Here is a 14,026-nt window from a genome sequence, read left to right as displayed (position 1 = left end):
CAGGCGTACGGCAGCAGGCGACCGCCCCGTGGTCCCGCACCACGGGGCGGTCGCCTGCTGCCGTTGTCGTCCGGCTCGGTCAGCACTTCTCCCGCAGCGAGTGCAGATGCTCGCTGGAGCGGCGGGCGAAGGTGAAGGACTCGGTGGGGTTGTCGTGCTCGGCCTGCCAGTGGTGGGCGAGACGGTGGCCCTTCAGCCGGGTCACGGCCGAGATGAACTTCTGGTAGTCGATGTCACCGTCACCGACGTCCGTCATGCGGTAGCCGAACGGGTTCGACGGGTCGCTCTCGCCGTCCTTGACATGGAAGAGCGGGTAGCGGTTCGGGCGGCGCAGGACGTAGTCGAGGGGCTCGAAGGGTGCGGCGGTGCCGTCGGGGCGCTTGGAGAAGCGGAACTGGGCCACGTACGCCCAGAAGATGTCCATCTCCAGGAAGACCAGGTCGGGGTCGGTCTCGCGGAGCAGGACGTCGTAGAGGCGGACCTTGGGGTTGTCGGTGGCGAAGGAGAACTCCTCGCTGTGGTTGTGCTGGTAGAACTTCATGCCGCGCGCCCTGGCCGCCGCGCCGTAGGTGTTGAACTCGTGGGCGGCTCGCTTCATCGCGTCGACGGTCATGCCGTAGCGGAAGGGACCCGAGGCGGTGCCTATGTGCTTGAGGCCGAGGGCCTGGGCGTCGTCGAGGACCTTGGTGAGGTTCTGGGCGAAGGTGTACGCGTTGGGGTCGTTCGCGTAGTAGCCGACGTGGCTGCCGATCGGGGTGAGCCCGTGGTCGCGGGCCAGTCGCTTCAGCTGGGCGAGGGTGATGGGGCCGGCCGAGCCCTGCGTGTAGCCGGCGAACTCGACCTCGTCGTAGCCGTACTTCTCCAACTCGGCGAAGACGGGGGCGAAGCCGAGGGTGGAGACCTTGTCGCGGAGGCTGTAGAGCTGGATGCCGAGGCGGCCGGGCGGCAGGACGGGGCGGCCCCGGCCCTTGCCCGCGGCGGCGGACTCGGTGCCCGCGGCGGCCTCGGCGGGGGCGGCCGTGCCCAGCAGGGCGGCGACGGTGGCGCCCGCGGCGACGCCGAGCATGCCTCGTCTGCTGAGGCGGTGGGTCAGTTCGGGATCCGGCTGGTGGATGCGGCTCATGCTGGAACTCCTCCGGGTGGGCGGGCGTTGTCAGTGGTGAGTGCTTCACTTGTGACCAGTCAGGACCTGTGGGTCCTGGGCACCGGTCAGGAGAGACCGGCAAGTCGGAGCAGGAGTGCTTTCACATCGGTGGCCGCCACACGGTCACCGACGGCTCGGGGGGTGGAGCAGATGATGAGCGGACCGTCGTCGTCGCTCGCGGGAAGGCGGCCGTGGCTGCCTCGAATAGGCGAGGGGTGCAGCGGCACGACCGCCATGCGGTAGCGCATGCCGAGTTTCTTGCGGGCCAGTGCCGTGGCCGCCTTGAGCTTCACCAGCGGGTCGAGCGGGTCCATGAACAGCTCGACCGGGTCGTAGCCGGGTTTGCGGTGGATCTCGACCAGTCGCGCGAAGTCGGGCGCGCGGTCGTCGTCGAGCCAGTAGTAGTACGTGAACCAGGCGTCCGGCTCCGCGACGGCAACGAACTCGCCGGAGCGCGGATGGTCGAGGTGATGGGCCTTCTTGCCCTCGTCGTCGAGGAGTTGGTCGATCCCGGGCAGATCCGCGAGGGCTTCCCGGGTGGCGTCCAGGTCCTCGGGGCGGCGTACATACACATGGGCGATCTGGTGATCGGCGACCGCGAAGGCACGTGAGGCCATCGGGTCCAGGTACTCCATGCCGTCCTGGGTGTGTACGTCGAGGAGGCCGGCGCGGCGCAGGGCGCGGTTGATGTCGACGGGCCGCTCGGCGCGGGTGATGCCGTACTCGGAGAGCGCGACGACGGTACGGCCCTCCGCGCGGGCGTCGTCGAGCAGGGGCGCCACGGCCCTGTCCAGGTCGGCGGCGGCTTTCAGGGAGCGCGGGTCGTCGGGGCCGAAGCGCTGCGGGTCGTAGTCGAGATGGGGGAGGTAGCACAGGGCCAGGTCGGGTCGGCGGGTGCGGAGGATGTGGCGGGTCGCGTCGATGATCCAGCGGCTGGAGACCAGGTCGGCGCCCGGTCCCCAGAAGTGGAACAGGGGGAACGTGCCGAGTTTCGCGGTGAGTTCGTCGTGCAGCGCCGGGGGCCGGGTGTAGCAGTCGGGTTCCTTGCGGCCGTCGGAGTAGTAGATCGGACGGGGGGTGATGGTGATGTCGGTGTCGGCGCCCATGGCGTACCACCAGCAGATATTGGCGACCGTGTAGCCGGGGTGGGCGCGGCGGGCGGCGTCCCAGAGTTTGTCACCGGCGACGAGACCGTTGTGCTGGCGCCACAGCAGGACGTCGCCGAGTTCACGGAAGTACCAGCCGTTGCCGACGATGCCGTGCTCGGCGGGGAGTGTGCCGGTCAGGAACGTGGACTGGGCGGCGCAGGTGACGGCGGGCAGGACGGTGCCCAGCGGGGCGCGGGAGCCGGACTGGCCGAGGGCCTTGAGGTGGGGCATGTGGTCCAGGAGACGGGGGGTGAGGCCGACGACGTCCAGGACGAGGAGAGGGGTGGGCCGCCCCGCTTCGGGGCGCGGGCTCACGGCAGCTCCTTGAGGCCGAGGTCGGTCAACAGGTCGCGGGCGAGGGCGAGTTCGGCGGCGATCCCGTCGGCGAGCTGGACGCGGGTGCTGGGGCGCAGCTCGGCCGGGAGGGCCTGCCAGGTGTAGGTCTCGACCTCCAGGTGGTGGGTGAGGGGGTGGGCGCCGCCGACGAGACGGGTGAGGGCGGCTTGGAGGACCGGAAGGGTGGAGGTGAGGGGTGCGGTGGGGGCCGCGTGGAGCGGGACGTGGAAGTGGGCGCGCCAGGGTGAGGCGTCGGGCAGGGCGTCGCCGCCCAGGGCCTCGGCCAGGTCGTCGGTGCCGCGCAGGCCGGCGGTGGTGGACGTGCGGGTCTGGTGGAGGAAGCGGGGCTCGTCGAAGGCGGCGAGGGCTTCGCGGACCTCGGGGAGGTGCGGGTGCTCGGCGTGCAGGGCGGCCGAGAGCTGGGATTTGACGATGGGGACGCCGGCTCGGGTGAGCGCGTCCAGGGCGGTGTGCGGGTCTTCGAAGGAGGTGGCGAGATGGCAGGTGTCGACGCAGACGCCGATGCGGTCGTGGCCGATGTCGGTGAGCGGGCCGATGGCGTCGGCGGTGGTCTCGACGGTGCAGCCGGGCTCGGGTTCCAGGCCGACGCGGATGGAGCGGCCGGTCAACTCGGCGACGGCGTCGAGGCGTTCGGCGAGGGTGCGCAGGGCCGTGCGGGCGCGGGCGGCGCGGGTGTCGTCGTGGGCGGTGCGCCAGGCCAGCGGCAGGGTGGAGATGGTGCCCTCGGTGACGTCGTCCGGGAGGAGCCGGGCGAGGACACGGGCGAGGGAGGTGGTGTGGTCGAGGCGCTCGGGGTCGGCCCAGTCCGGCTGGTAGACGCGGTACTTGACCTCTTCGGCGCCGAAGCCCTGATAGGGGAAGCCGTTGAGGGTGACGACCTCCAGGCCGCGCCGGTCGAGTTCGGTGCGCAGGCCGCGCAGGGCGGACGGGTCGGTGACCAGGGCCGCGGCGGCGTCCTTGGCCAGCCACAGGCCGATGCCGAGGCGGTCGCGGCCGAGGCGGCGGCGTACGGGCGCGCAGTGGTCGCGGAGTTGGGCGAGGACACCGTCGAGGGTCTCGGCCGGGTGCACATTAGTGCAGTAGGCGAGGTGGACGGTCGAGCCGTCGGGGTGGCGGAAGCGCATGGGTCACTCACCGCCGCGCAGGATGCTGTTGCCCTCGTGGGTGGGGCCGGTGGTGGCGGCGTCGAGGACGAGGCGTCCGCCGAGCCCGTAGAAGGCGACGGGGTTGCGCCAGAGCACCAGGTCCACGGTGTCCTCGTCGAACCCGGCGGCGAGGAGGGCGTCGGCGACCCGGCGGGTCTTGAGGGGGTCGCTTCTGCCCCAGTCGGCGGCGGAGTTGACGAGCACCTTCTCCGGGCCGAACTCCTTGAGGACGGCGACCATCCGCTCCTCGTCCATCTTGGTGTCGGGATAGACGGAGAAGCCGAGCCAGGCGCCGCTGTCCCTGGCCTCCTCGACGGTGGTCTCGTTGAGGTGGTCGAGCAGCACCCGGTCGACGGGCAGGGCGGAGGCCCGTACGGCGTCGAGGGTGCGGCGCAGACCGGCGAGCTTGTCCCGGTGCGGGGTGTGCACGAGGGCGGGCAGGCCGTGGTCGGCGGCCAGTTGCAGCTGGTGTTCGAGGGCGTGGTCCTCGGCCGGGGTCATGGAGTCGTAGCCGATCTCTCCGACGGCCACCACCCGGTCCTTGAGGAGGTAGTGGGGCAACCGGTCGAGGACGGGCGTGCAGCGCGGGTCGTTCGCCTCCTTGGGGTTGAGGGCGAGGGCGCAGTGGTGGGCGATGCCGTACTGGGCGGCGCGGAAGGGCTCCCAGCCCAGCAGGGAGTCGAAGTAGTCGATGAAGGAGTCGGGCGAGGTGCGGGGCTGGCCCAGCCAGAAGGCCGGCTCGACGACCGCGCGGACACCCGCGTCACGCATCGCCTCGTAGTCGTCGGTGGTGCGAGACGTCATATGGATGTGGGGATCGAAGATGCGCATCAGGACTCCTTGGACTCCTTGCCGTCGATACCGATCTCGTCGGCCGGTGGGGACGCGGTCAGGGCCAGGACGCGGTACAGGTCCTCGGGTACGGGACGGCCCGCGGCGGTGCGTTCCTCGGCGTAGTCGCCGAGCATGCGGGCGAGTTCGCCGTCGCCGGGGGCGCGGCGGGTCAGGTCGGTGATCTCGTCGACGGGCACCGCGGTGAACAGGCACTTGAGCACGGCGTGCCGCCAGTGGTGCGGGGCCAGATGGCGGGCGGCGTACGGGCCGAGGGCGGCGGCGACCAGACGGGTGTCGTTGGTGCGCAGGGCGTCCTCGACGAGGTGCAGCGCGTCGGGGCCGGGCACCAGGTGGGGCAGGGCGTGCAGGACGGCCCGGCGTTCGTCGGCGGTGCCCTGGCGGTAGACCCGGGTGAGGGCGTCGGTGTCGGCGTGGGCCGCGTGCAGGATCAGGACACGGACGGCGTCGGCGTGCTCGGTACCGCAGCGGCGGCCCGCCTCGGCGAGGCGCAGCTCCCAGGCAGGGAGGTGCCCGGGTCCATGAGGGCCGGGACGGTCGGTGGCCTCGTCCAGCGCCCGGCCCAGCCAGGCGCGGGCGTCGCCCGCCAGCTGGGTGTTCAGATGGCCGCGCAGGTCGGTGGGGGTGCGGTGGTGGATCACGGGGTGCTCCCGGGAGAGGCCGTGCGGCCGGTGGCTCGGTGCAGGAAGGAGAGGGACCGTTCGGCGAAGTGGGGGCCGGCGTGGGAGTGGCGGGGCAGTTCGACGACGGTCAGGGCGCGGTAGCCGACGGCGGACAGGGCTTCCAGCACGGGCGGGAAGTCGATCTCGCCGTCGCCCAGGGGCAGATGTTCATGGACACCGCGCCGCATGTCCTCGATCTGGACGTGCCGGAGCCAGGGCGCGGCGGCGAGGACGCAGTCGGCGGGAGGGAGGGGTTCGAGGCACTGGCAGTGGCCGAGATCGAGGGTGAGGCCGAGGGCCGAGGGGCTGTCGAGGGCCTCGCGGAGACGGTGGAAGTCGGCGAGCGTGGCGAGGAGGTGACCGGGTTCGGGCTCGATCGCGAGGGGGACACCGGCGGCGGTGGCGGCGTCGAGGACGGGGGTGAGCGCGTCGGGGAGGCGTTTCCAGGCGGTGTCCTCGTCGGTGCCGGGCGGGGTGACTCCGCTGAAGCAGTGCACGGCGTGGGCGCCGAGGTCGGCGGCGACCCGTACGGCACGGGTCAGCAGGTCCACCCTGCGGGCCCGGTCCTCCGGGTCCGGGTCCAGCAGTGTCGGGCCGTGCTTGCGGCGGGGGTCGAGGACATAGCGTGCCCCCGTCTCCACGGTGACGGTCAGGCCGAGCCGGTCCAGCCGTCGCGCGAGCCGCCGGGTGCGCGTGGCCAGGTCGGGGGCGAGCGGGTCGAGATGCATGTGATCGAGCGTGAGACCGACCCCGTCGTAGCCGAGGTCGGCGAGGAGGGCGAGGGCGTCGTCGAGTCGGAGGTCGGCGAGGCCGTTGGTGCCGTAGCCGAAGGAGAGGGGGGTGGTCGGGTGGCTCATCGGGTCTCCTCGCGCGGCTCCGGCCCGCCCACGCCGTGCCCGCGCAGTCGCTCCGCGAACCCCGCCAGCTTCGCGTACTGCTCGCCCAGTGCCGTCGGAGCGTCCCCCAGCGGGTCCTTGAAGTAGAAGGCCAGGTCGGGCAGGGGGCCGGAGAGGGACGCTTCGTGGGCGCGGGCGAGGAGGCGGGCGAGGTCCAGGACCAGGGGTGCGGCGAGCGTGGAGTCGCAGCCCTGCCAGGTGGTCTGGAGGACCATCCGCGTGCCGAGGAAGCCGTCGAAGGCGATGTGGTCCCAGGCGGTCTTCCAGTCGCCGAGGGCGGGGACGTCGTCGATATGGGTCTCGCCCTCGGGGGTGGCGCCCAGGCTGTCGGTCAGGACACGTTCCTTGCCGGCGTTCTTGGCGGCGGCGGCGGCCGGGTCGGCGAGGGCTGCGCCGTCGCCCCCGCCGAGCAGATTGGTGCCGGACCAGGCGCGGACGGTCAGCGCCCGCTGCGCGAACATCGGGCCCAGCACCGACCGGAGCAGGGTCTGCCCGGTCTTGCCGTCGCGGCCCGCGTACGGGAGTCCGGAGGTGGCGGCGAGGGCGGCGAGGGCCGGGTGGTGCAGGCCGGTGGAAGGGGTGAAGTTCACATACGGGCAGCCCGCGCGCAGGGCAGCCGCCGCGTACAGGGAGCTGGGCGGCAGGGCGGCGCCCGGCGGCGCGAGGCGCTCCGGCCGGCTCCCGGTGGGCGCGGGTTCCGTGGACGCGACGTTCACCACCACGGCCCGGGTCAGCCCCCGGCGTCGTACGAAGTCGTCGATGTCGGTGGCGAAGGCGGAGATCAGTTCGTCGGGGCCTCGGGTGTCGCCCGGGAGAGGGCCTCCGGGCCTGATCTCCCGTTCGGCGGCGGCCAGTTCGGCGGCGACGGCCGTGGGGAGGCCGTGCGGCAGGACACCGCCGGCGGCCAGGGCCTCGGCGCGTTTGGGCAGGGGGCAGTCCACCGTGTCGTGGCCGCCGAAGACGAGGGAGGAGAGCGGGGGGAGGCCCGTGCCGGTGAAGAGCGCGGTCTCGGTGACCATGCCCGTCGGGGTGTGCAGGCCCGCCGTGAGGGCCGCGCGGCCCGCGACGACGGTGGTCGCGACGGACCCGCGCGCTCCGATCAGCCAGACGCCGACGCCCGGCGGGGAATCGGACACGGCCGTGGACACGGACACCGGCACGGGTACCGACATGGGCGCGGACATGGGCAGCCTCCTCGTCGAGCGAGTGGTGGGGAAAGCCGGGCCCCCTCCGGGCGAAGGGGCAAGACGGCGGGCGGAGGTCCGGCGTCCCCCGCCCGCCGTCGCTCAGTCGCCCGGGGGCCGGTCCGCCCGGTCGGCGGCCCGCGCGGGCAGTTCCTTGATCCGGATGTCACGGAAGGACACCTGGTCGTCGGCCCCGTGGTTCTGGATGCCGAAGTGACCGTCGCGCAGGCTCCGTACCGGATCGGTGTTGGTGAAGTCGTTGATCCGCACGCCGTTGAGCCAGACGCGGAGGCGCTCGCCCTCCACGCGGATCTCGTACGTGTTCCACTCCCCCGGCGGGTTCAGCGCGCGGTCGCGCCTGCCGATGTCGGCGGACCGGAAGCCGTAGACGGACCCGGTGGTGCGCTCGGGTACGTCGGTGGCGTCGATCTGGACCTCGTAGCCGTTGTTCACGGCCGACCAGGGGTCGTCGGAGGGCGGGAACCCCACGAACACACCGGAGTTGTCGTCCCCGGAGGCACCGGACATCCTCCAGTCGAGCTTCAGGGAGTACGACCCGAAGCTCTGCCCGGCGTACCAGAGCATCCCCATCCCGCCCGCCGACGTGATCGTGCCGTCGTCGGACAGGGTGAAGGAGCCCGGACCGGCCTGCCGCCACGGCGCGAGCGAGGCGGCGGTGCCGTCGAACAGCCGCCGGTAGCCGTTCTCCGGCCGGCAGTCGGCCCGGTCCTCGCCGATCGCCCACCGGATGCCACCCAGCAGGTGCTGCCGGAAGGCGGGTTCGGCGAAGGACTCCTTGGTGTGGCCGCCGCCGGTGTAGAAGGCACGGCCGCCCTGGTAGTCCTGGCACCAGGCGATCGGATGGTCGCCGTTCATGGTGCCGCCGCTGTACGACGACTCGTCGAGCGAGGCGAGGACATGGGCCCGTTCACGGGGGTTGGAGCGGTAGTTGTACCACTCGTCCGTGCGGTTCCAGGTCGCGCCCAGTCCGGCGGTGGCCGGGTGGGCGTGGTCCTCGACTTCGACCGTCGCGGACTGGATCGCGGGGTGCGACTGGAAGTACGCGCCCGCGAGCCCGCCGTAGAAGGCCCAGTCGTACTCGGTGTCGGCGGCGGCGTGGACACCGACGTACGCGCCGCCGCGCTTGATGTACCGCTCGAACGCGCCCTGTTGGGCCGTGTTCAGGACGTCACCGGTCGTGGAGAGGAAGACCACGGCGTCGTAGCGCCCGAGGTTGCGGGCGGTGAAGGCGCCGGCGTCCTCCGTGGCGTCGACCGCGAAGCCGTGGGCGGCGCCCAGTTCCCGTACGGCCGTGACGCCCTCGGGGATCGAGTCGTGGCGGAACCCGGCGGTCTTGGAGAACACCAGCACCCGGCGCTCGTCCCCATGGTCCCCGTGACTCCCGGAGCCGCCCGCCTCATCGGACACGGCCGGTCCCGACACGCCTCCGATCAGCAGCGCGGCGCCGGCCAGCGCGGTCAGCAGTCGTCGGTTCGTCGGCATGACGCCCCCTCACCGCTTCGTGAAGGTGAAGTCGTCCACGTCGAACAGGCCGCCGGAGCCGCTCCCCTTGAACACCAGGTAGAGCGTGGTGGTGCCGCGCGGGGCCTTGGACAGGTTGGCGGTGACGTCCTGGAAGGTGTCCCAGCCGCCGGTCACCGGCACGGTCGCGCTGCCGAGGACCCGGCCGGTCGCGGAGCCCGCGCGGACCTCCAGCTTGCCGCCGGCACCCCCGGAGGAGACCCGTGCGGTGATCTTCGTGGCGTCGGACAGGACGTACGGCTCGAAGGAGATCCAGTCGCCGTCGGAGATGTCACCGACGGTCTTGCCGCCGTGGGCCGTGGCCTTCGACTGGACGACGACGCCGGACGAGTCACCGTAGTGCTCGGCCTGGCGGTGGGTGGGCTGGACGACGTTCTGGTCGTGGGTGGTCAGCGGGGCCTGGCCGCCGCCTCCGCCGTCGGTGTACTCGGCGTCGAACACCCCGAAGATGTTGGCGTTCTCGTCGTGGCCGCCGTCGGCGCTGGTCTGGATGGTGCCGGTGCAGCCGTTGGCGGAGGTCACCGGGTGGCCGTGGCTGTCGTGGCCGAGGACGAAGGTGACCTTGACCTTGGCGCAGTCGATGGGACGGCCGTCCTCCGGGTCGCTGACCTTCACCTTGAACGGTACGGCGTCACCGAAGGCGAACAGCTGTCCGTCCTCCGGGAGTTTCAGCTCGACCTCGGGCGCGGTGTTGCCGACGACGATCCGCACGCTCGCGCTGCCGGTGCGGCCCGTGGTGTCCTTGGCCGTCACGGTCGCGGTGTAGGTGCCGTTCTCCTTGTACCTGTGCTTGGGGTCGGCGGCCGTGGAGGTGGCGCCGTCGCCGAAGTCCCAGCTGTAGGTGAGGGCGTCGCCGTCCTGGTCGCTGGTGCCCTCGGAGGAGAAGCGGACCCTCAGTTTCGCCTGGCCGGAGGTGCGGTCGGCGGAGGCGGCGGCGACCGGGGAGTGGCCGTCGGTGGCGTTCTCGATGCGGTACAGGGCGGAGTGTTCGTCGCCGCCGAACCAGGAGACGCCGTAGTCGAGGACGTACAGCGCGCCGTCCGGGCCGAAGGCCATGTCCATGACCTGGGTGCCGGTCCACGGGACGTTGTTGATCGACTGGACGGTGCCGTCGGTGTCGCTGGTGATGCGCTTGATCCAGCGGCGGCCGAACTCACCGGCGAAGAAGTCGCCGTCGTACTCCTCCGGGAACTTCACCGGGGAGTCGAGCGCGGCGTCGTAGTGGTAGACCGGGCCGCCCATCGGGGACTCGGAGCCGTCGCCGAACTCCGGTACGGACGCGCCGTTGTAGGGGATCCACGCGGGCTCGGCGGGCGGCAGGTCGGTGAGGCCGGTGTTGTTCGGTGAGGTGTTCTTCGGGGCCGCGCAGTCGAAGGCGGCGCCCGAGGTGCCGGTGGCGAAGTCGTGGTCGACGTAGGCGTCGTTCTTGCCGGTGCAGTACGGCCAGCCGAAGTTGCCCGGCTTGGTCACGCGGGCGAACTCGACCTGTCCGGCCGGGCCGCGCGAGGGGTTGGCGGCGCCGGCGTCGGGGCCGTACTCGCCGACGTAGAGGACGCCGGTCTTCTTGTCGACGCTGAAGCGGAACGGGTTGCGGAAGCCCATCGCGTAGATCTCGGGGCGCGTCCTGTCCGTGCCGGGCGCGAAGAGGTTGCCGTCGGGGACCGCGTACGAGCCGTCCGTGTTCACCTTGATGCGCAGGATCTTGCCGCGCAGGTCGTTGGTGTTGCCGGAGGTGCGCTGGGCGTCGAAGGCCGGGTTGCGGTTGGACCGCTCGTCGATGGGGGTGAAGCCGTCCGACTGGAACGGGTTGCTGTCGTCGCCCGTCGACAGATACAGGTTGCCCGCCGCGTCGAAGTCGATGTCGCCGCCGACGTGGCAGCAGATGCCCCGGGAGGCCGGGACGTCGAGGATCTTCGTCTCGCTGGCGGCGTCGAGGGTGCCGTCGGTCTTCAGGACGAAGCGGGAGAGCCGGTTGACGCCGTCGAAGGGCGCGAAGTCGGCGGCCGTGCCGGTCTCGGGGGCGTCACCGGCCGGGGTGTCCAGCGGGGGCGCGTAGTACAGGTAGATGAAACGGTTGTCGGCGAAGGCCGGGTCGACGCCGATGCCCTGGAGGCCCTCCTCGTCGTGGCTGTACACGTCGAGCTTGCCCGCGAGCCTGGTGTTGCCCGCCGCGTCGGTGAGGCGCAGTTCGCCGTCGCGCGAGGTGTGCAGGACCGAGCGGTCCGGGAGGACGGCGAGCGACATGGGCTCGCCGACCTCCGGTTCGCCCTTGGCGAGGGTGACCTGCTGGAAGTCCTCGGCCGCGGCGGCGGGGGCCGCGGTCCTCGGTTCGGTGTCCGCCGCCCCCGCCGCCGGCGCGGTGAGGGAGAGCGAGGCGCCCGCGAGCAGCAGACCGCTCAGCAGGGCGATCGGCCCGCGTAGTCCGCGGCGTCTGAAGGGGCTGGTGGTGCGGGTGGGGCGTCTGTTGTCGTCGTACGGGTGCACGAAATGCCTCCAGTAAGGGGCTGGTCGTACGGGGGTGTACGGGTGTGTGCGGTACGCCGGGGTGCGCCGTCACCCCGGAAGACACAAGGGGGCCGTGGGGCCCTAGTCGTTGCCGCCGAACGCCGCGTCGAACGAGGCCGACGGCGGGTCGAAGTCGTACGCCTTGAGGTGGGTCAGGGCCTCGGGGGCGCCCTGGAGCCGGTCCATCCCGGCGTCCTCCCACTCGACGGAGATGGGGCCCCGGTAGTCGATCGAGCGGAGCATCCGGAAGACGTCCTCCCAGGGGACGTCGCCGTGGCCGGCCGACACGAAGTCCCAGCCCCGGCGCGGGTCACCCCACGGCAGATGGGAGCCGAGGCGGCCGTTGCGGCCGTCGAGGCGCTTGCGGGCCTCCTTGCAGTCGACGTGGTAGATCCGGTCGCGGAAGTCCCACAGGAAGCCGACCGGGTCGAGGTCCTGCCACACGAAGTGCGAGGGGTCGAAGTTGAGGCCGAAGGCCGGGCGGTGGTCGACCGCCTCCAGGGCGCGCTGAGTCGTCCAGTAGTCGTAGGCGATCTCGCTGGGGTGGACCTCGTGGGCGAACCGCACGCCCTGCGCGTCGAAGACGTCGAGGATCGGGTTCCAGCGCGTCGCGAAGTCGTCGTAGCCGCGTTCGATCATCGACTCGGGGGCGGGCGGGAACATGGCGACCAGATGCCAGATGGCGGAGCCGGTGAAGCCGATGACGGTGTCCACGCCGAAGGCGGCGGCGGCCCGCGCGGTGTCGGCCATCTCGGCGGCGGCCCGCCGACGTACGCCCTCGGGCTCGCCGTCGGCCCAGATCCGGGCGGGCAGGATGGCCCGGTGGCGCTCGTCGATGATGGCGTCGCAGACGGCCTGCCCCACAAGGTGGTTGGAGACGGCCCAGCACTTCAGGCCGTACTTCTCCAGGAGTTGATGGCGGGAGTCCAGATACGACGGGTCGGCGAGGGCCTTGTCGACCTCGAAGTGGTCGCCCCAGCAGGCGAGTTCGAGACCGTCGTAGCCGAAGTCGCGGGCGAGGCGGCAGACCTCTTCGAGGGGGAGGTCCGCCCACTGGCCGGTGAAGAGCGTGAAGTCGCGCGGCATGTCCGGGGGCCTCCTCAGACCGTCGTGGGGGTGTGGGTCGGGGTGTACACGGAGTTCTTCTCGGCGCTCTCCTCGACCGCCGCGAGCACCCGCTGCACCTGGAGTCCGTCGGCGAAGGACGGTTCGGGCCTGGTCCCCGCCGCGACGGCGTGGACCAGGTCGCGGGCCTGGTGGACGAAGGTGTGCTCGTAGCCGAGGCCGTGGCCCGGCGGCCACCAGGCGTCGAGGTAGGGGTGGTCGGGCTCGGTGACGAGGATGCGGCGGAAGCCGGCGTGGGTACCGGGTTCGGTGTGGTCGTGGAAGGAGAGTTCGTTGAGGCGTTCCAGGTCGAACGCCAACGAGCCGCGCTCACCGTTGAGTTCGATGCGAAGGGCGTTCTTGCGGCCGGTGGCGAAGCGGGTGGCCTCGAAGGAGGCGACGGCGCCGGAGGCGAACCGGCCGGTGAACAGAGCCGTGTCGTCGACGGTGACCGCGCCGCGCCCGGCGGTGCCACCGGCGGACGCCGGGCCGCTGGACACCCCGGCGGGCAGCGGCCGTTCGCGTACGAAGGTCTCCATCAGCGCGGACACCCCGACCACCGGCTCGCCCGCCAGATACTGCGCGAGGTCGACGATGTGGGCGCCCAGGTCGCCGAGCGCGCCGGACCCCGCGGACTCCTTGCGCAGCCGCCAGGTGAGGGGGAACTCCGGGTCCACGAGCCAGTCCTGAAGGTACGTCACCCGCACGTGCCGCAGGGCACCGAGCCGCCCCTCGGCGACCATGCGACGGGCGAGCGCGGTGGCGGGGACGCGCCGGTAGTTGAAGCCGACCATCGCCAACCTGCCTCGCCCGTACGCCTCTTCGGCCGCCTCCGTCATCGCCTCGGCCTCCGCGACCGTGTTGGCGAGGGGCTTCTCGCAGAGGACGTGCTTGCCCGCGGCGAGCGCGGCGAGCGCGATCTCGGCGTGGCTGTCGCCGGGGGTGCAGATGTCGACGAGATCGATGTCGTCCCGGGCGATCAGGGCCCGCCAGTCGGTCTCCGTCGCCGCCCACCCGTGCCGGTCCGCCATGGCCCGCACCGCGTCCCCGTCCCGGCCGCACACGGCGGCGAGCACCGGGCTGAGCGGCAGATCGAACACCCGCCCGGCGGTCCGCCACCCCTGTGAGTGCGCGGCGCCCATGAAGGCGTAGCCGACCATCCCGACCCGCAACGACGGCTTCCCCGGCCCTCCGGCGAGCCCGGCGGGCCACGTCCCGGAGTGCGGCCCCGCGGATCCTGACTCCTCCGCCTCGGCCTGGTCGGGCTGCTGCGGCTGTCCCATGCGTGTGTCCTCCTCGTGGTCGCGCGGTGGGGGGGTGGGGCCCGACCCCGGGGCCGGGCGCACGCGTCCGGGTCCTCGGGCCCCGGGTCCGGCACCGGGATGTCGGCCGCCCGGCCCTCGGGCCCGTGCTCGGCGCCGACCCCCGGCTGCTCGGTCTCGGTACCGACCGCCGGGCGACGAGTCCTCGCCGCCGGTGACCAGCGT

General features: G+C 72.3%; 11 protein-coding genes. All 11 read right to left on the bottom strand.

What is annotated here, in order from left to right:
* Positions 1 to 79 precede the first annotated feature (79 nt).
* The 11 genes from F9278_RS39925 to F9278_RS39875 all read right to left on the bottom strand — a co-directional run bounded on the left by F9278_RS39925 (position 80) and on the right by F9278_RS39875 (position 13,822).
* Positions 80 to 1,123: a sugar phosphate isomerase/epimerase family protein gene (locus F9278_RS39925; protein WP_152172657.1), complete on the bottom strand. Its 1,044-nt coding sequence runs from the start codon at positions 1,121 to 1,123 to the stop codon at positions 80 to 82.
* 86 nt (positions 1,124 to 1,209) lie between these two features.
* Entirely contained in the window at positions 1,210 to 2,607 is a 1,398-nt protein-coding gene (locus tag F9278_RS39920; protein ID WP_152172655.1) for a nucleotide pyrophosphatase/phosphodiesterase family protein, read from the bottom strand.
* Entirely contained in the window at positions 2,604 to 3,773 is a 1,170-nt protein-coding gene (gene eboE / locus F9278_RS39915; protein WP_152172653.1) for a metabolite traffic protein EboE, read from the bottom strand. Before eboE ends, F9278_RS39920 begins: the two co-directional genes overlap by 4 nt.
* Positions 3,774 to 3,776: 3 nt before the next feature.
* Entirely contained in the window at positions 3,777 to 4,625 is an 849-nt protein-coding gene (locus tag F9278_RS39910; RefSeq protein WP_152172652.1) for a TatD family hydrolase, read from the bottom strand.
* Entirely contained in the window at positions 4,625 to 5,287 is a 663-nt protein-coding gene (locus tag F9278_RS39905) for an EboA domain-containing protein (RefSeq protein WP_152172651.1), read from the bottom strand. The genes F9278_RS39910 and F9278_RS39905 overlap by 1 nt, the downstream gene beginning before the upstream one ends.
* Positions 5,284 to 6,165 (bottom strand): sugar phosphate isomerase/epimerase family protein, encoded by an 882-nt coding sequence (locus F9278_RS39900; RefSeq protein WP_152172649.1) that lies wholly within the window; start codon positions 6,163 to 6,165, stop codon positions 5,284 to 5,286. The genes F9278_RS39905 and F9278_RS39900 overlap by 4 nt, the downstream gene beginning before the upstream one ends.
* Complete coding sequence (locus F9278_RS39895) at positions 6,162 to 7,376, bottom strand: inositol-3-phosphate synthase (protein ID WP_152174410.1); 1,215 nt, start codon at positions 7,374 to 7,376, stop codon at positions 6,162 to 6,164. The genes F9278_RS39900 and F9278_RS39895 overlap by 4 nt, the downstream gene beginning before the upstream one ends.
* A 114-nt stretch (positions 7,377 to 7,490) precedes the next feature.
* On the bottom strand, positions 7,491 to 8,891 hold the full coding sequence (locus tag F9278_RS39890; protein WP_152172647.1) for a ThuA domain-containing protein: 1,401 nt from the start codon (positions 8,889 to 8,891) through the stop codon (positions 7,491 to 7,493).
* 9 nt (positions 8,892 to 8,900) lie between these two features.
* Positions 8,901 to 11,414: a PQQ-dependent sugar dehydrogenase gene (locus F9278_RS39885; protein WP_152172645.1), complete on the bottom strand. Its 2,514-nt coding sequence runs from the start codon at positions 11,412 to 11,414 to the stop codon at positions 8,901 to 8,903.
* A 102-nt stretch (positions 11,415 to 11,516) separates the two neighbouring features.
* Complete coding sequence (locus F9278_RS39880) at positions 11,517 to 12,521, bottom strand: sugar phosphate isomerase/epimerase family protein (protein ID WP_152172644.1); 1,005 nt, start codon at positions 12,519 to 12,521, stop codon at positions 11,517 to 11,519.
* Positions 12,522 to 12,535: 14 nt separating this feature from the next.
* Entirely contained in the window at positions 12,536 to 13,822 is a 1,287-nt protein-coding gene (locus F9278_RS39875) for a Gfo/Idh/MocA family protein (protein WP_152172643.1), read from the bottom strand.
* Positions 13,823 to 14,026 lie beyond the last annotated feature (204 nt).

It is taken from the genome of Streptomyces phaeolivaceus, from assembly GCF_009184865.1.
GTDB lineage: Bacteria > Actinomycetota > Actinomycetes > Streptomycetales > Streptomycetaceae > Streptomyces > Streptomyces phaeolivaceus.
Note: the sequence above shows the minus strand (reverse complement) of the source record. Positions and strands in the feature narration are given on the sequence as shown.